This window comes from Peptoniphilus sp. oral taxon 836 str. F0141 (assembly GCF_000179335.1).
Classification (GTDB): Bacteria; Bacillota; Clostridia; order Tissierellales; family Peptoniphilaceae; genus Peptoniphilus_A; species Peptoniphilus_A lacrimalis.
This window is the reverse complement of the sequence record NZ_AEAA01000021.1, coordinates 1-18,943: the sequence shown is the minus strand read 5'-3', so window position 1 is coordinate 18,943 and position 18,943 is coordinate 1. Positions and strand designations below refer to the sequence as shown.

At 28.8% G+C, this 18,943-nt stretch carries 13 protein-coding genes and 1 pseudogene; 9 read left to right on the top strand and 5 right to left on the bottom strand.

Annotation, left to right across the window (positions count from 1 at the left end; genetic code table 11):
- The first annotated feature begins 93 nt into the window (after positions 1-93).
- The 3 genes from HMPREF9131_RS00655 (at position 94) to HMPREF9131_RS00645 (ending at position 5,072) form a co-directional block, all read left to right on the top strand.
- Positions 94-1,026, top strand: coding sequence for a J domain-containing protein (locus HMPREF9131_RS00655; RefSeq protein WP_009344841.1), 933 nt, complete (start codon positions 94-96; stop codon positions 1,024-1,026).
- Between the two features lie 10 nt (positions 1,027-1,036).
- Complete coding sequence (gene clpB, locus HMPREF9131_RS00650) at positions 1,037-3,616, top strand: ATP-dependent chaperone ClpB (RefSeq protein WP_009344820.1); 2,580 nt, start codon at positions 1,037-1,039, stop codon at positions 3,614-3,616.
- Between the two features lie 145 nt (positions 3,617-3,761).
- A complete protein-coding gene (locus HMPREF9131_RS00645) occupies positions 3,762-5,072 on the top strand; it encodes an NCS2 family permease (protein ID WP_009344797.1) in 1,311 nt (436 codons plus the stop codon).
- A 150-nt stretch (positions 5,073-5,222) separates the two neighbouring features.
- Here the strand turns inward: HMPREF9131_RS00645 and HMPREF9131_RS00640 are convergent, their stop codons facing one another.
- The 3 genes from HMPREF9131_RS00640 to HMPREF9131_RS00630 are packed head-to-tail and all read right to left on the bottom strand — an operon-like array spanning position 5,223 to position 10,304.
- Positions 5,223-7,592 carry a hypothetical protein gene (locus HMPREF9131_RS00640; protein WP_009344830.1) on the bottom strand — a complete coding sequence of 790 codons (2,370 nt, stop codon included), beginning with the start codon at positions 7,590-7,592 and terminating at the stop codon, positions 5,223-5,225.
- 39 nt (positions 7,593-7,631) lie between these two features.
- Positions 7,632-9,707 (bottom strand): RND family transporter, encoded by a 2,076-nt coding sequence (locus HMPREF9131_RS00635; RefSeq protein WP_009344837.1) that lies wholly within the window; start codon positions 9,705-9,707, stop codon positions 7,632-7,634.
- Positions 9,708-9,719: 12 nt separating this feature from the next.
- Positions 9,720-10,304: a TetR/AcrR family transcriptional regulator gene (locus tag HMPREF9131_RS00630; RefSeq protein ID WP_009344803.1), complete on the bottom strand. Its 585-nt coding sequence runs from the start codon at positions 10,302-10,304 to the stop codon at positions 9,720-9,722.
- A 188-nt stretch (positions 10,305-10,492) separates the two neighbouring features.
- On the opposite strand from HMPREF9131_RS00630, the gene HMPREF9131_RS00625 reads away from it, so the two are divergent.
- The 4 genes from HMPREF9131_RS00625 to HMPREF9131_RS00610 all read left to right on the top strand — a co-directional run bounded on the left by HMPREF9131_RS00625 (position 10,493) and on the right by HMPREF9131_RS00610 (position 15,243).
- Positions 10,493-11,401, top strand: a complete 909-nt coding sequence (locus HMPREF9131_RS00625) for a hypothetical protein (protein ID WP_009344861.1) — start codon at positions 10,493-10,495, stop codon at positions 11,399-11,401.
- Positions 11,402-11,597: 196 nt separating this feature from the next.
- Positions 11,598-12,380, top strand: a complete 783-nt coding sequence (locus tag HMPREF9131_RS00620) for a DUF6612 family protein (RefSeq protein WP_009344849.1) — start codon at positions 11,598-11,600, stop codon at positions 12,378-12,380.
- Positions 12,381-12,476: 96 nt separating this feature from the next.
- Positions 12,477-14,660 carry an ATP-dependent RecD-like DNA helicase gene (locus tag HMPREF9131_RS00615; RefSeq protein WP_009344812.1) on the top strand — a complete coding sequence of 728 codons (2,184 nt, stop codon included), beginning with the start codon at positions 12,477-12,479 and terminating at the stop codon, positions 14,658-14,660.
- Positions 14,644-15,243, top strand: coding sequence for a ComF family protein (locus tag HMPREF9131_RS00610; RefSeq protein WP_009344825.1), 600 nt, complete (start codon positions 14,644-14,646; stop codon positions 15,241-15,243). The genes HMPREF9131_RS00615 and HMPREF9131_RS00610 overlap by 17 nt, the downstream gene beginning before the upstream one ends.
- 6 nt (positions 15,244-15,249) lie before the next feature.
- Here HMPREF9131_RS00610 and HMPREF9131_RS00605 read toward each other — a convergent pair whose 3' ends face one another.
- Together HMPREF9131_RS00605 and HMPREF9131_RS00600 are read right to left on the bottom strand one after the other, a co-directional pair.
- The gene (locus HMPREF9131_RS00605) at positions 15,250-16,149 is read right to left on the bottom strand and encodes a YihY/virulence factor BrkB family protein (RefSeq protein WP_009344851.1); all 900 of its coding nucleotides are present in this window, start codon (positions 16,147-16,149) and stop codon (positions 15,250-15,252) included.
- A gap of 139 nt (positions 16,150-16,288) precedes the next feature.
- A complete protein-coding gene (locus HMPREF9131_RS00600; protein WP_009344835.1) occupies positions 16,289-16,966 on the bottom strand; it encodes an endolytic transglycosylase MltG in 678 nt (225 codons plus the stop codon).
- 68 nt (positions 16,967-17,034) lie between these two features.
- On the opposite strand from HMPREF9131_RS00600, the gene HMPREF9131_RS00595 reads away from it, so the two are divergent.
- Positions 17,035-17,985: an RluA family pseudouridine synthase gene (locus HMPREF9131_RS00595; protein ID WP_009344848.1), complete on the top strand. Its 951-nt coding sequence runs from the start codon at positions 17,035-17,037 to the stop codon at positions 17,983-17,985.
- A pseudogene (locus tag HMPREF9131_RS00590) lies at positions 17,982-18,943 on the top strand (PD-(D/E)XK nuclease family protein); the annotation flags it as partial. The gene HMPREF9131_RS00595 and the pseudogene HMPREF9131_RS00590, both read left to right, overlap by 4 nt.

Sequence of the window (18,943 nt, the reverse complement as noted above, 5' to 3'; positions counted from 1 at the left end):
AATTATATGTTAAAGGTATTGTATTAGTTGAAATTATATTGTATAATATAAATGTCAAAGATAGTCAAACTATTTGACAGGAGGTGCTTAATTTTGGAGTACAAAGATTATTATAAAATACTTGGAGTAGATAAGAATTCAAGTCCTAAAGAGATAAAGAGTGCTTTTAGGAAACTTGCAAAAAAATATCACCCAGACCTTAATCCTAATGATCCAAAGGCTCAAGAAAAATTCAAGGAAATTAACGAGGCCTATGAAGTTTTATCTGACAAGGATAAAAAGGCTAAGTATGATGCTTTTGGTTCAAATTATGATTTTTCAGGTGGTTATAATTTTGACCCAAGTGCTTATGGCTACACTTATACTACCGGCGGTTCTTCTGAAGATTTTTCAGATTTCTTTGATATGATTTTTGGTTCAAATGCAAGGAGAGCTTCTTCAGCAAAGGGTTCAAAATTTTCTTTTAATCTTGATGATTTATTTTCTGGAAGAAACTCAAATAGAACTAATCACAATTATGCTAAAGCTGATAGCCCTAAATATGAATCTGAACTTTCTATTTCCATTGAAGATGCCTATAAGGGTGTAGATAAAAAAGTTGGACTTTCCATTAATGGAAAACAAAAGGAAATTAATGTAAAGATTCCACGTGGTATTACTCGTGGTAAGAAAATAAAAGTTAAAGGCTCAAAGTTTGATTTACCAGGCGATGTGCTTTTTAAAATAAATATTAATGATTCTGACAATCTAAGACTAAAAGGTATTGATATTTATAAAAATGTTGAGGTTAGACCTTGGACTGCTCTTTTAGGAGGAGAAAAAACTATTGATACTTTTGAAGGAAAAATTAAGATAAAAATCCCTAAAAATTTGAGTCCTGGTAAAAAATTGAGAATACCAGATAAGGGTTTTAAGGATATGAAAAATAATAAAGGTGATTTGTATATTGAATTTACTATTGCAAATCCGACAAATTTAACTAAGGAACAATTAGAATTATATAAAAAGTTAGAAGAAATTAGCTAGGAGGTATGTTATGAATTTTGAAAAATATACGCAAAAATCTCTTCAAGCGATAAAAGATGCAACAGATATTGCAAGAGAATATGGCAATCCTCAAGTTAAGGAAATTCATTTAAATTATGCTCTTTTAAATGATAATGATGGGCTTATACCGAGGGTTCTAGATTACATGGATGTAAATAAAGAAGCCGTGAAATCTGAGCTTTTAAGAGTTATACAAAGACTTCCTCGTCAAAGTGGAGGCTCTTTGAGTGCTGATGAATCATACACTAGGGTTCTAGATCAAGCTGAAAAAAATATGACAAAATTTGGAGACGATTATTTATCTGTTGAACATATTTATATGGCTCTTTTAAATTTAAAGGGAACAGACTCATCTTCTGTTTTTAAAAAATATGGTATAAATAGTGATAATTTTCTCTCTGCTTTACAAAAAATTAGAGGAAACCAAAATGTAAGAACTGATAATCCTGAAGATACCTATGATGCTTTAAAAAAATATGGTAGAGATTTAACTAAAGAAGCCAAAGAAGCTAAAATGGATCCAGTTATAGGTAGGGATGAAGAAGTTAGAAATGTTATTAGAATTTTGTCTAGAAGGACAAAAAATAATCCTTGTCTTATTGGTCCTCCAGGAGTAGGTAAAACTGCAATTGTTGAAGGACTAGCCCAAAGAATCATAAATGAAGATGTGCCCGAAGGCTTAAAAGGAAAAATAGTTTTCTCTCTTGATATGGGTGCCTTAGTTGCTGGTGCAAAATATAGAGGTGAGTTTGAAGAAAGACTTAAAGCGGTTCTTTCTGAAGTAGAAAAATCAGAGGGCAATATTATTTTATTTATAGATGAAATTCATAATATTGTGGGTGCAGGAAAGACTGAAGGTGCAATGGATGCCTCAAATCTTTTAAAACCAATGCTTGCAAGAGGAGAACTCCACGCAATTGGTGCAACCACTCTTGATGAATACAGAAAATATATTGAAAAGGATCCTGCTCTTGAAAGAAGATTTCAAAAAGTTATTGTAAATGAACCAAGTGTTGAAGATACTATCTCAATCTTAAGAGGTTTGAAATCAAAATATGAAATTTTCCATGGTATAAGAATTTCTGATTCAGCAGTTATAGCTGCTGCAACCCTATCAAATAGATATATTACTGATAGATTTTTGCCAGACAAGGCAATTGATTTAATGGATGAATCTTGTGCAATGCTAAGAACAGAAATTGATTCAATGCCTACAGAAATTGATGATGTGAGAAGAAAAATCTTACAACTTGAAATTGAAAGAGAAGCATTAAAAAAGGAAAAAGATGATGCATCAAAGAAAAGACTTGAAAATTTGGAAAAAGAACTTTCTGAAGAAAAATCTGATTTTGACAGATTAAAATCAAGATGGGAAAGTGAAAAGAAAGAAATAGACAAAGAAAAAGTTGTTAAAGAAAAAATTGAAAATGTAAATCATAAAATTGAAGAAGCGCAAAGGTCTTATAATTTAGAAAAACTTTCTGAACTTAGATATGGAACCCTTCCTAAATTAGAAGAAGAGCTAAAAGAACTTCAAACCAACAAAAAAGATGATACCATGGTTAAAGAAGAAGTAACCGAAGATGAAATTGCCTATGTAGTTTCAAGATGGACTGGTATTCCTGTAGAAAAATTGAATCAAAGTCAAAGAGATAAGCTTTTAGATTTAGGAAATATTCTCCACAAAAGAGTTATAGGTCAAGACGAAGCTGTTCAAGTTGTTACAGATGCAGTTATTCGTGCAAGAGCAGGCTTAAAAGCTGAAAATAGACCCATAGGTTCCTTTATATTTTTAGGACCAACAGGAGTTGGAAAAACAGAAACAGCAAAAGCTTTGACAGAAGCCTTATTTGACGATGAAAAAAATATGATTAGAATAGATATGAGTGAATATATGGAAAAATTCTCCGTATCAAGACTTGTAGGTTCACCTCCAGGATATGTAGGTTATGAAGAAGGTGGTCAACTAACAGAAGCTGTTAGAAGAAAACCATATAGCGTAATATTATTTGATGAAATTGAAAAGGCTCATCCTGATGTATTTAATATTTTACTTCAAGTCCTAGATGATGGAAGACTTACAGATAATCAAGGTAGAACTGTAGATTTCAAGAACACAGTTATTATTATGACATCTAATATAGGAAGTCAATACTTGATAGATGGAATAGAAGAAAATGGTCAAATTTCTCAAAGTGCAAGAAATGAAGTTGATAAAGAACTAAGGAGTAGCTTCAGACCTGAATTTTTAAATAGGGTTGATGAAATAGTATTATTTAAGCCCTTAGTTAAGGACCAAATCTATAAAATTATTAAACAAACTATAAAAGATATAGAAGAAAAACTTTCTGATAGGCAAATAAAAATTGAAGTTACACAAGAAGCTTTAGAATTTATTTTAAAGGCATCTTTTGATATCAACTATGGAGCAAGACCAGTAAAAAGATACATCAATCAAAGTGTAGAAACAAAACTTTCACTACTTTTAATAAAGGGAGAAGTTACAGAAAATAGCACTGTAATTGTTGATGTTAAAAATAATGAATTAGACTTAACTGTAAAAAAATAAATATTAAATAATAATTAATAGCTGTAGCAGCATAAAAAATGCTGGGACAGCTATTTTTTATATTAAAAACATATTTTATTTAATTCATTATTTTATAAAATTATGATAAAATATATTCATTGTTTTATAAGGAGGTAGTATTAATTTGAATTCTAGTTTTTTGGAAAGAAAATTTTCATTAGCAAAACGAGGAACAAATGCTAGAACAGAATTTCTTGCAGGATTAACAACATTTATGACAATGTCATATATTTTAATTGTTAATCCAACAATGCTAGGTAAGGCTGGAATGGACCAAGGTGGGGTATTCACCGCGACAATAATTTCATCTGTAATTGCAATGTTATTTATGGGTCTTTATGCAAATTTCCCCTTTGCACTTTCTGCAGGGATGGGTCTTAATGCATTCTTTACTTTTTCCATTGTTATCGGTATGGGTCATGATTGGTCTTATGCACTAACGGCTGTATTTTTAGAAGGTATTATTTTTATTTTCTTATCTATTTTTAAGGTTCGTGAAGCTTTATTTAAAGCGATTCCTTTGCAACTTAAAAATGCAGTATCAGTAGGTATAGGACTTTTTATTGCAATGATTGGTGCCACAAATTCTGGAATAGTTGTAGCCAACGAATCAACATTTCTTGCTTTGGGAAATTTAGTAAGTAAGGAAGTATTAGTTACATTTTTCTCACTATTAATTATGGGTATTTTATCAGCAAAAAAAGTTAAAGGTGCACTTTTATATGGAATTATTGGTGGTACAATTTTAGGACTTATTTTGGGAGTTACTCAATTACCGTCACAAGGGATTTTATCTTTGCCACCAAGTTTAAAACCAGTAGCTTTTAAACTTCATTGGGATAATATTTTTACCTTAGATATGTTTTCAGTAATGTTTACATTCTTATTTGTTGATATTTTCGATACCTTAGGAACCATTACAGGTGTAGCAACAAAGGCTAATATGCTCGATGAAAAGGGTAATCTTCCAGGTATAGGAAAAGCATTATTATCAGATGCAATCGGAACAGTTGTAGGTGCACTTTTAGGTACAAGTACAATTACAACTTTTGTTGAAAGTGCAAGTGGGGTAACTGATGGAGGTAGAACTGGACTTACTTCTTTATCTGTAGCATTTTTCTTCTTCTTATCCCTATTCTTATTCCCATTATTTTCAATAGTACCTTCTCAAGCAACAGCAGCAGCTCTTATTATTGTTGGTCTATTTATGATGAGTCCTATCAAAAATATTGACCTTGATGATTATACTGAATCATTGCCAGCATTTTTGACAATAATAATGATGCCTTTTGCATATTCAATAGCTGAAGGTATTTCTATAGGAATGATTTCTTATGTATTTTTAAAAGTAACAACTGGTAAATACAAAGATGTTTCACCTGTTATGTATATTTTAGCTATAGTATTTATTGTTAGGTATATAAGAATGTTCTAAAAAGAACTCATATTTAAATATATTGTTTTTTAGAATATTAAATTAGTTTATCAAAAAAAGGTCGGATTTTTGCCGACCTTTTTAAATTTACAAAGTATCTTATATTTTATATTGGAAAAATATAGGAGTCCATATAAATTCATTTATAAATTATTTTATTTTTTCAATTATTCTCGATTTTGTATCAAAGCCAACACTTGTTCCTGTAAAAGAATTTTCCTCCCTGGCAAGGTCTGACATTGTATCAACAATTTCTTTAAATTCAGGAAGTTCTTGGGTTTTTCTATCAAGTTCATCTATGCCTTTTTGTTTGAATTCTAAAAGTTTTTCTGTAAAAAATCTCATATTATTATCAATAAGATTACTGCCATTTTTTAGTTCGGTAGTTCCTGAATTCAACTCAACAATTCCATCATTTAATTTTTTTATTCCATCTCTCATTGGAACAATACCTTCAGTTTTTAATCTTGGAAAATCATTAAACATTTTTGATTTATCCTTAAATTCTAAAAGACCATTTGATAGTTCATTTGCTCCTGAATTAAGTTTTGAAGAATTTGAGTCGAGTTCAGCTATGGCATCGGTAAATTTACTTACACCATCTTCACTTTGTTCCGTACCTTGTCTAAGTTTAGTTGATCCTTCTTTTAATTTAGTAGTTGCATCATCTAGTTTTATAAGAGAATCTGACAATTTTGTGATTTGTGAAGTATCTAATTTTGAAGAGGCCTCATCCATTGCTTTTTCAAGTTCAGAGTTAATTTTATCTGCACCAATATATAGTTCTTCTGTTCCAGTTTGCAATGCTTGAAGACCTTCAGGCAGTTGTGACAAACCTGCATTTATTTTACTTGAATTTTCTGCTAATTGTCCTATTCCTCTTGGTAAGTCTTTTAGACCTTGCAAATGTGCTGACATTCCACTTAATTGTTTAAGCCCTTGAAGGTTGTTTCCAATTGTTTGGGTTTTTGTTCCTATATTTTGTGCATTTTGTCCAATATTTTGTGCAGCTCCTACTAACTTTGCAACAGCTTGTTGAGCCGCAGGATCTTGGCTTCTACTTAAAATGGCTATAGCATTTTGTATTTCTTGAACTGATCCTCCAATTTGTCCTGCACTATTGCCTATACTTTGAAGATCACTTTCAACGTTAATAGTTCCAAGTCCTGATAAGTCAGGAATAGTCATTTCTTGAACTTTAGAATTTAGCATTTGTAAACCGGCATCAAACTGTTTTTCTCCTTCTGCAAGTTGAGCTACACTTGCAGATGCTTTTGATGCACCTTCATTTAGTTTATTGGCTCCTGCAGAAATTTTTCCTATTCCATCTTTTAGCTCAAGAAGTTTAGTCATTGCTTGATTTTTAAGTTCATCAACTTTACTTAATTTACTTGACCCTTCTCTAAGTTTAGTTGTAGCATCTTTTAATTTTCCAATGCCATCATCTAATTCAACTGATCCATCCTTTAATTTTTTTGCACCGTCTTTCATTTCTCCTGTTTTCTCATTCATCTTTCCAACAGCAGATGTGTAGTCATTTATACCATTAGTAAGTTTATTTCCACCTTCATACATTTCTTCGGCATATTTGGGAACAGGTTTTACTTTTTCAATTACTTCATCAAATTTATCTTCAAATTCTCCGGATTTTTCATAGAGTTCATCAGATCCGTCATGAAGTTTTTTTACTCCTCCTCCCATTTCTGAAAGACCGTCATTTAATTTATGTTGTGCATCTGATAATTTTTCAGATGCATCAACTAATTTTTGGGAATTATCTTCAAGCTCTCTTACGCCGTTACGCAATTTATCAATAGATTTAATATTAACTTCATTTTGGAATAACTCATTTGATATAAGAGCGTATATTTCAGCAGGTTCGTAATCTTTTATATCCATTTCAATTTCGAGTTCATTCCTAAATTCTTCCATTTGTCTGTCATCAAGTATTGTTTCAAAATTTTCTTTTAGACCTGGTGTTAAAACGGAAGTTATAACCTGATTTTTTCCATCTTTTATAATTTTTGCATCATCAGATTCTATATTTGAAGCAATTTCTTGTCCTAAAGTCATGGCTACTACAACTGTATATGGAGCATAAATTTTTGTTTTTTTTCCATTGATTTTTTTGATGACGTACTTATAATTTTCTGCGGATAAAACTATTTTTAAATGTCCTGATTTTCCTTTTAATTGACTATTTTTTATCTTTTCGCCATCAAGATAATATTTAACATTAACATCAACTGGGATTTCTTTTTCACTCTTTCCTTGGTAGTAGATATCTTTGACATTTTCATCCCAGTTAATATAACCGTTATTATCTTTTATTTGTTCATCCGTTTTTAAATTTTTAACTTTTTTTAAGTTGGTTTTGTCTTTTCCTTTTATATTTTCTTCAGAATTTAACCATACTGATACAGTTTTATCTTTTATATTTTCATCTTCTTTTAAAACATAAACCGTTTCACTTTTATTTATTACACTTGACTGTGCAAAAACAGTATTTGTTAAAATCATTGAAGATAAAGCGATTGAGATTATTTTTTTATTAGATTTTTATTCATTTTTCTTCTCCTTTACTTTTAAACTTTTAGTAGTATTTTTTATAAGTGGAAAACTTATAGATATTATGGCCGGCAATAAGACTAAAATTACCAGCATGCTTATTATTGCGCCTCTGGCTAAAAATATGCATATTGTTGATACAATCTCCATTTTTGAATACATTCCAACTCCAATAGTTGCAGCCATAAATGAAAGAGCTGAGGCAACAATTGATTTTGAAGTTTCTTTTACAGAAATCTTAAGAGATTTGTCTACATCTTTTAATTGTTTGTATTCAACTAAAAATCTGTCGGTCATTAATATTGAGTAATCTATAGTTGAGCCTAGCTGTATTACACCTATAATTATTGATGTAATAAATGGAATGGTGTGATTTAAGTAAAAGGGTATACCCATATTAATTTGAATTGCCAGTTCAATAGCACCAATTAATACAATAGGTATGCCTATAGACTTAAAAACAATAGCAATGATTAGAAAAACGACTCCTATAGAAATAGCATTTACAATTTTAAAATCTCTTTCAGAAATTACTGTTAAGTCATCTGTTAACACAGCTTCTCCTGTCAGAAGTCCTTTTTTGTCATATTTATTTATTACATTTCTCATATTTTTTATTTGATTTTTAACTTCAGGTGATGCAGTTTGATATTTTGAGTTTGCCATTATCATTTGGTAGCCACCTTTTGAAAAATTTTCTTGTAGTTTGTTTGGCAAAAAATCTATAGGAAGACTCACACCTGTGACTGAACTTACACTCAAAACTGAATTTATACCGTCAATTTCTTTCAAGTCGCTTATTAAATTATCAAGTGAAGATTTTGAAAGGTCATCTTTTACCAAAATAAAATGCGTGCTTGCCATATCATAGTCTTTTTTCATTTTATTAAGGGCAACAATTGAATCAAGATCTTGGGGAAGTGATCTATCAAGGTTGTAATATAATTTAGTATGGCTTGAACCGTAAATTGCAGGAATAAATAAGACAATAAAAATAGCAAATAGTGCTTTTTTATGATTTATTGTAAATTCAGATAATTTATTAAATTCGGGAAGCAATACTTTGTGATTATATTTATTAATAAATTTTTCAACTACAAGAAGCATAGCTGGAAGCACAATAATAGTCGAAAGAAGTCCTATTAATACTCCCTTGCTCATCACAAGACCTATATCTTTACCAAGACCCAGTCGCATAGATATCAAAACTATAAAACCTGCAAAGGTTGTAAGAGAAGATGCAAATAGAGATGAAATTGTTTTTTGAATTGCTATATCCATAGCATCATTTTTATTTTTACAGTATTTTTTCTCTTCAACATATCTGTGATATAAGAAAATTGAGTAATCCATTGTAACCGCTAGTTGCAAAACAGCAGCTATTGCCTTTGTTAAATAGGATATTTCTCCTAAAAATATATTTGTCCCAAAATTATAAATAACAGCATAAGCTATTGTTAGTATGAAAACAAAAGGAACTATTGTTGATTCGTTAGTTAAAGATAAAATAATTAGACCAAGGGCAACAGCAAGACCAACATATAGTGGAGTTTCCTTGTCGATTAAATCCTTAGTATCTTTAACAAGAGCAGAAATTCCACTTAAATATTTTTGCTTTGATTCTATTTTTTTTATCTTATCAATGGCATTCATCGTCTTAATAGAAGATGAAGAATCACTGAACTTAACTATCATTAAAGTTGAATCTTTTGAATAAAAAATATCTTTAATATCATCAGGCAAAAATTCTTGTGGTATCATATCTCCAAGAGTAGATGATTTTGATATTACATCTTCAACACCATCAACTTCTAAAATTTTTTCTCTTAAAACTTCAGCATCATGATCAGTTCCCTCTAAGATAAGCATTCCCGTTGCTGCATTTTTAAAATCTTTATCAAGAATTTCTTGCCCCTTGGTTGAGTTCAGGTCTTTAGGTAAATATGATAAGATATCATAATTTACTCCCGTAAGTTTGTAGGCAATTAGGGAAGGGATAATTAAAGCTGTCATTATGAGCAAGACAAATTTTGGCCTATGTGATATGAATTTTGTAAATTTTTTCATATTATCACTACATTAAAAGACTTTGTCTACGATTTTAAAAAGGACAGGTTTCATTTCATCAATACTTAGAACAGAACCTTCCATAAGAGATGATTCACAAGTTGAAAGTACAATTTGAATTGTAAGTGATAAAATAAAGAGTCTTTCTGATTCCGATAATTTCACAGAAAATAAGTTAGAGTATTTATTTAATACAAAATTTAATGTCGTTTCCGTTTCTTCAAATCTCTCATCATTTTCAACTTTGGCATAAAGAGCCCAGTCCAAATTTTTAGAAATAAGATTTAGTTCTAAAGGATTTTGTACCAAATAATCAATTATATAATTAATAAATGAAATATATTTTTCTTTAGTATTATTACCTAGGCATTGATCTTCAGCTTTGTAAAATAAATCAGTCATTATATCCAGCACTATTTTTTGTTCAAGATCTTTTTTATCTTTAAAATATAAATAAAAAGTTCCAAGACCAAAAGTACTTTTTTTCATAATATCCCTAATAGAAGTTTCTTCTATTCCTTTTTCTTTAAATGAAAAAAGAGCAGCTTCAGTTATTTTTTTCTCCTTTTCTTTTTTTCTTTCTTCTGACTTTAACATAAAACCTCCATTTTCTTTTATTGAACGTTGTTCATTTAATATAAGAAAAATTATACACTTTTTTTGAACAAAGTTCAACTATATAAATAAAAAATTTTTTTATTTAATTTTATTTTAGTTGGGTATAATAACAAGAGTAAAATTACTTTAAATTTTTTAATTTTAATAAATGAAAAAAGGTGTTGATTATGAAAAAAAGTTTTAATTATTTTAAGGCGAATCCAGCAGGCAATATTACAGGTTTTGTTGTATGGCCTGTTTATCCAGGATATAGAAAGGCTTATGCTGATTGTATAAGAAGTCAAATTGATAGTGATGTTGAACAAGTGGGATTTATTTCTCCAGCCTATGAAGGAGCTCCACTTCGTTTAGATATGATGGGTGGAGAATTTTGTGCCAATGCAAGTCGTGCCTACGGACTTTACAGTGCAAGTTTTTATGATGTAGAAGGACCTGTAGATATTGAAGTTTATGTTTCCGGTAAAAAGGGAACAACAGATGTAATTGCTGATGTTACAAATTCTACGGCCTATGTTGCTATGGATAATCCGATAAATATTTCAGATATAGAAATTGATGGAAAAACATACAAGATTTTTGAATTTTCTGGAATAAGCCATTTAGTTATTGAAGAAAAAGAAGATAAGGAATTTGTAGAAAAAGCTCTCAAAGCTTTAAAAGAAAAAATTCAAACTGATGCTTACGGAGTTATTTTTTTCAATAAAGAAGAAAAATCCTATGTTCCTTATGTTAATGTAATTAAATCACAAACTCTTGTGCGTGAATCTTCATGTGGTTCAGGAGTGATTGCACTTGCTAATTATTTGAATGAAGAAATTCCTGGTGAAGATTATCAGTTAACTTTGAAGGGACCAGCCGGTGATTTGACTGTTACTGTAGATACTTTTGATGGAGAAAAGAAATATCTAGTTGGTGGTCATGTGGAAATGGAAAAACCAAGAAAAATCACCATTGATATACCAGCAGATGTAGTCAAAGCTGTAACTGAAGAGCACAACAAACAAGTGGAAGAAGAAAAATTAAGAGAAGCTAAAGAAAAAGTGGCTCAAGAAGAAAAAGATAGGGAAGAAGAATAAGTTTAAAGTATTTAAAATAAAAGATTAACTGATTACACAAAAAAGCCTAGGGTTATCTAGGTTTTTTTATTTTCAAAGTAAAGTTTTCTTTTTTAAATATATTTAATTAACTACTATGGTTAAAATATATTGAATGCTTTTATTTTAGGGTACAAAATATATATAATTAATATTATATTTGAGGAGTTGAGAATTTATGAAAGAAAGCAAAAAATTTTTAATTACTTTAGTATTAACAATGATTTTTTTATTGGCATGCTCAAAAAACTCGGACAAGACAGAAAACACTTGTAAAATACCGGAAGATAAAAATAAAGTTATTTCTTCATTTGTATATGATGAAGATTTAAAATCTTACACTTTAAAGACGGAGAGCCTATGGCAGGTGGATTCTCCTGATAAAAAAGAAAAAACTAAGTCAATGGGACTTTTTGAAACTATAAAGGACGAAAAAATTTCCCATATCAAATGGGAAAATGATGAAGGAGATAATAAAAGTCAAAATGAAGAGTTTATTATAGGAAATGTAATATTTAATAGGGATAATAAGGGCAAATGGACTAAACTTTCTACTGACAAAAAATTATCTGATGGCAAAGAAAATAAAACTTATTTTACAGGAAAGACTTTAATAAGCTCAAAAATTATATTAAATAAACTGGGCAAATACATTAAGCTAACAGAAGACAAGAGTTTTTATATAGCTGAACTTGATTCTAATTCTTCAAATATTAAAGAAATAAGAAAAATTATTTTTCCTAATGATGAAGATAAGTCTTTTTTTGGTGAACTAACATCCTTAAAAGGTAAATTTGTATTTAGAAAAGATAATTTTTATCCTAATTCATTTGAATTGCAAGGGGAATTTTTAAATAAGGATAATAATGAACATACAATAATTAGACAAAGGGGAGCTTATGATAAGGTAAATAAGCTTGAAAAGATAGAAATCCCTATAGAAATTACAAATTTATTTTAAAATTCAAATAAGCAATTCATAAAAGGAGCTTGAGAAAAAACTTGAGCTTCTTTTTTTATTAGTAAAAAATTGATACAATTAAAACGAGGGGATTTAATGATTAACATTGATGGAATTGTAGAAAAAATAATTTTTAGAAATGATGAGAATGGTTATACTGTTGCTAAATTTTTGTCTGAGGATGAATCTATAGTTGTGGTAGGATCATGTTTTGAAATTTTTGAGGACAGATCTTATAAATTAAAGGGTGATTTTACATATCATAAAAAATTTGGTCAGCAGTTTGCTTTTACTTCTATTGAGGAAATCTTGCCAAACTCTAAAGAGGCACTTATTAAATATCTTTCTAACGGAATGATTCCTTTTGTAGGGGAAAAGGTGGCAAGAAAAATTGTTGAGGAGTTTGGTGAAAATACCCTAGAAATTTTAGAAAAAAATCCCCAAAGACTTTTGAGTATTGAAGGAATCGGAAGAAAAAAATATAAAAAAATATATGAAGCTCTGGAAAAAAACCTAAATGCAAGAAAGATTTTGCTTTATTTTTCTTCCTACAATATTTCTCCTAACTTAGCTCTTAAAATCTATAAGGAGTATGGTGATAAATCCATTGATGTCATAAAAGAAAATCCCTATGTTTTAATTGAGGATATAGGTGGCATAGGTTTTAAAAAGGCTGATCAAATAGCCTTATCTTTTGGCATAAAAAAAGATTCAGAAGAAAGAATTATCCAAGGTTTAAAATATGTTCTATCAAGGGCAAATTTAAATGGTCATACTTATCTTCCTCTTGATATTTTAGTAAAAAATGCCAATAAACTTTTGGAAATTTCTATTGATGACTTAGAAAATTCTCTAAGGGGACTTTCTTTTTCAAAAGATTTTTATGTTGATAAGGTTGGGGGTGACTACCTATGTTATTATGCTCCATATTTAAGGGCTGAAAATTATATTGCAGGAAAATTAAACGAAATTAATATTACTTTTCACGAAGATTTAGATGTAAATAAAAAAATTGAAGAAATTGAGGAAACAAGAAATATTAAACTTGCCAATGGGCAAAGACAGGCGATAAAAAAATCTCTTGATCATGGAGTTTTTCTTATAACTGGCGGACCTGGTACGGGAAAAACTACTGCCTTAAAAGCTCTTATAGATGTTTATGAATTTATGGGCAAAAAAATAAAACTTGCTGCGCCAACGGGAAGGGCTGCAAAAAGGATGAAGGAATCTACTGGGCATGATGCCTTAACCCTTCATAAACTTTTGGAGATTAATTTTACTGATTCTAAAGATATTTATTATGATCCTATAGATTTAGAATGTGATGTTTTAATAGTTGATGAGATGAGTATGGTTGATATTATGCTTATGGAAACTCTTTTAAGAAGTTTGGAAAAGGGAGTCAGACTTATTTTAGTGGGGGACCCTGACCAGCTTCCATCTGTTGGGGCAGGAAATGTGTTAAGGGATATTATTGATTCAAAATTATTTAGTCAGGTAAATTTAGTTGAAATTTTTCGTCAAAAGGAAGAGTCAATGATAATAAAAAACGCCCATCTTATTAATAAGGGAGAGCGTCCAATTTTAAATAATAATGATTTTTTTCTTATAAGTGAGCAAGGAGAAAATAAGGGTCTTGAAATTATTAAAGATTTGCTTTCAAAAAGATTAGGAGAATATTACGGGATTGATTCTTCTGATATTCAGGTTTTAAGCCCTATGAAAAAGGGACTTCTTGGAACTTTTAATTTGAACAAGGTTTTACAGGAACTTTTAAATAAGTCCCAAGAAAAAATAGAGGTTTTTGGAAAAACTTTCAAGCTATATGACAGGGTTATTCAAATGAAAAATAATTATGATTTGGAAGCTATTATAGAAAATGATTTTTACAAGGAAACTACTAAAGGAGTTTTTAACGGAGATTTGGGCTATATTTCATCAATAGATGTTGAGGAAAAAATTCTTGAAGTTACTTTTGATGATGCAAAAAAAGTTAAATATTTGCCAGAAGATTTAGACCAGCTTGAGCTGTCTTATGCTATGACAATTCATAAATCCCAAGGAAGCGAATTTCCTGTAGTGGTTATTCCTCTTTTTTGGGCTCCTCCCATGCTTTTGACAAGAAATTTAATCTATACTGCTATTACTAGAGCCTCAAAACTTGTGGTTTTAGTAGGAAAATATGAATATCTTATGAAAATGATTGAAAATAACAAAACTAGAATAAGATATTCAAACTTAAAAAATAAATTAATTGAAGCTAATGAAAAAGTTATTTAAAAGATGTCCAATTTGTGGAGAAAAATTAGAAAAATTTAATCTGTGCAAAAATTGTCTAGATAATTTAGAATTTGACCCCTACCATTCCTATAAGATTGATGGTTTAAGAGATGTACTTGTGAGCTTTCAATATAGCGGGATAGGTAAGGAGTTAATAAAAAAATTTAAGTTTAATGGTGAGCTTTTTTTAGACCAAATTATTGGAGATTTGATGATTGAAAAACTTTTAAAGACTTCTTATTTGTCAGAATTTTCAAATATTACTTATGTTCCTATGACAAAAAAGAAAAAAAGCATAAGAGGTTTTAACCAATCAAAAATTCTAGCCCAATATATTGCAAAAAATTTAGATTTAAATTTGATAGAGTCCTTTGAAAAAATCAGGTCTACAAAAGAACAAGTTGGGCTTGATAAAAATGACAGACAAAAAAATATTAAAGATGCTTTTGTAATAAAAAATTATTCATCAGATATAATTATTGTAGATGATGTAATTACAACAGGTTCAACTATAAGAGAACTTGTAAAATTAACATCAAAAGAAGGCATAAAAACCCTAGCTTTAATTGCAGCTACTCAATGAAATTAATTACTTATAAATAATTGTATCTTTTCTATTTTCTTCGTGATTTCCTTTTTTTATAGAATATAAAACTATATTTATTTCAGCACCTATTAAAATTAGGGTGCTTAACAAAAATAGCCAAATTAAAAATACAATGATACCACCTAGAGAGCCGTAAGTTATTGAATATTTACCAAAGTTATTCACATAAAAGGCAAAGATAACTGTTGCAATTATAACTGCAAATGTTGAAAATAATGAACCTGGGATAACTGTTTTATATTTTATCTTATCATTTTTTGGTGGGCAGGGAGCAAATCTATATACGGCTGAAAATGTAAGAAATAAATAAATTAAAGGTATAAGACTATTTGCTATTATCCATAAAAAATATATTATTTTAGAATCAATATGAAAGATTGATATAAATTTATAGAAGATTATTTTTCCAAAAACTTGTGATACTATCAACAAAAGAATCATAAAAATAAAGAGAAGGGTAAAAATTATTGCTAAGACTCTATTAAAAAAAAAGTTTCTGTTGTCTTCAAAACCATAAGAATTATTTATAAATTTAATCAGCTTATTTATGGCTGAAGATGCAGAAAATAAACCTGCCAATACTGAAATAGAAAGTAGTTCAGTAGATGAAGTTATATTGAGTTCAATAAAAAAATTTTTAACAATTTCTTTGACACTATTTGGGAAATATTGCATCAAGTTTAAAATATTATCTATATTTATAATATCAAGAAAATTTACTATATTAATTAAAGCTATAAGAAAGGGAAATATAGATAGTATTAAGAAAAATGCAAGACCTGCACCGTAAGAGGTAATATCATTTTCTTTTAGTCTGTATAATAGCTTATCAAAAAAATTAAGAGTTTTGTTATTTTTGTATTTTTTAAGAAATTTATCCATTCAATCACCCACTTATACTAAGGCTATAATTTATAGCATGAATATTATTAAAAATGCTCAGTTATTTTTTTTACAAATTTTAAGACAATTAGGTCTTATCTACATATAAAAAGTTTTAAAATTAGAAAAAAATCCGATGTTAAATTTCATCGGATTTAATTTCATCAATAATATACTTAACTTTTAAAGGTGCCTCTATTTTATAATCACCAGCTTTAAAGGAATTTACACCTAAATTCTTACACTCTGTTTTAAAAGCATCAACTGATTGTATCAAGCCTATATTTTTTAAAGCACGTCCGACCTCATCTGCATTAATACCTTGTGCCAAAGAAAATTCAAATTCTTTTATCTGTCTACCACAGATTAGAGCTAAAATTTCTTTAACTTTCATACCGTTTTTAATATCGTAAGTTCCTGGGACTATAGCTTTATCAAGACCCATTCTTTCCATAAGCAGTTTATAGGCATTAATATCTTTAATTAAATTATTTTCCAAAAGAATTTTGCCAAGACTTTCCACATCAGAACCTTCAGGTACTGTAATTTGTAGAGAGTTTTTTTCTTCTTGGACTTCTTCTACAACAGGAACTTGGTAACTTTCTTCATTTTTTCCCAAAAGTTTTTCAATTTCCATAGTAGTCTTTTTTATTTCTGCACTAATAGTGAAATGAGCTTTGCCTTTAGTGTTAGCATTTAAATATATATGGTCAATTCTCCATTTTATGATAAAAGCAAGAGCTAATATAATAAATATTATGAAAACAACTTGTAGTATTTTCATAAAAGTCATAGAAATTTTATTGAAATTTTTCACATTTAACCTCTTTTCTATTTATGCATTTGTTATAATGTATTATAACAGATTTAAAGGGTTTGGTGAAGATGAGAAAAGTTATTATAGGTCCTAATGATAGCGACCAAAGGTTAGATAGATTTTTAAAAAAATATTTTGAAAAGGCACCTCTTTCTTTTATTTATAAAAATTTGAGAAAAAAGAATATAAAAGTTGATGGTAAAAAAGCCAGTCCTGAGGACTTAATAAAGGAAGGTCAAGAAATTTCTTTATTTATTTCTGATGAAACTATTGAAAAATATAAAAAAGATAAGTTAGCCAGAAATTCTCAAAAATTTCCACAAATTTTATATGAAGACGATAATATTTGTCTGATGAAAAAACCCTTAAATATGCTTACCCATAATGATAAAAATTTTTATCAGGACAACATGGTTGATAGATTCATTGACTATTTAATTTTTAAAGAAGAGTACTCACCTAGGGAAGAGAATACTTTCAGACCCAGCATATGTAACAGACTCGATAGGAATACATCAGGAATTTTACTTGGTGCAAAAAATGCTGAAACTTTGAGAGAAATTAACAAGGCCATTAAAGAAAGATTAGTAGATAAATTTTATCTGACAATTGTTAAAGGTAAAGTTCAAAAGCCTTTTGAAATTAATATCAAATTGGAAAAAACTGATAAAAATATTATGAGAAAATCATGCGTTGGCAAGGATTCTCTGACAAAATTTTTCCCTTTAATTTCAAATGGAGAATACTCCCTTATAAAAGTAAAATTAATAACCGGAAGAACTCACCAAATAAGAGCATCACTAAAAGAAAAGGGACTGTATATTTTAGGTGATAGAAAATATGGCAAAGGTAAGGATAAAGAATTTAATTCTCAAGCCCTTCATAATTATCTTATAAAATTTAACTTGGATGGAGAGCTTTCATATCTAAATAATAGGGAATTTAAAATGATGCCTCCCAAAAAACTTAGCCAATTGATTGAAGAAATATTTAATGTAAGAGTGGATGAGATTTTATGACTGTAAAAAAAGTGCTTTTAAAATCCTTGGATAGCAAAATCAATTTAGATGATTTTTATGATGAAGGATTGTTTTATATTTTACCAACTGAAGACAGCTTAATAGAGAAGAGAGTAAATTATATTCATGATAAGGGATTTTTAAAAAACATTAAATTTATGACCTTTGATGCTTTATTTTTTCAAACTGCTCCTCCAACAAATCCTAATCCTTTATATAGTTTTTATGTCTTAAAGAAAATTTTAAGGAAATATTTTCCTAAAGAAGAATATTTTCATGATTTTTCTAAGAATATTTATGATTTTTTTAATGATATATTTGTTGAGGGAATAGATTTTTCAAGCCTTTTAACTTTTAAAGATACTTTTATAAAATCGCTTTATGAGGTAATAGAAGAATATGAATCATTTTTTGCTAAGAAAAATATGACCCTATATAAGGCTTACAGAAAATCTATTTGCCAATTAAAAATAAAAACTTTAATAGTTGATGGTTTTGTAGACTTTAGATATTGGCATCTAAAATTAATTGAAGATATAAGCGAAAATTCTGATGTTTACATTCATCTGCCCTTTAACCTTAAAGAATTTAATTTAATAGAAAAAAATCTTGAAATTTTTAAAAAGATGGGCTTTGAAATTGAATGTGATGATGCAAAAGAGCTTGATTCTTATTTAAAGGGGAAAAATATAGAGATTATCAAAGGGCAAAACTTTTATAATAATATGGTTTTTTCTTATATAAAAAAATCTATAAATGAAAGCTCCATAAAAAATCTTTCAATAATTTTAAATGATAAATCTATGGGAGAACTTTTATATGCTTGCCAAGATTTAGAAGAACTTTCTTTTGATTTGGATAGGAAAATTTTTGATTTTATTGGCGACCAAATTAAAATATATTTCAACTTTTTGGACAAAAAAAATAGGGATAATATAATACTAAGGACACAACTTCA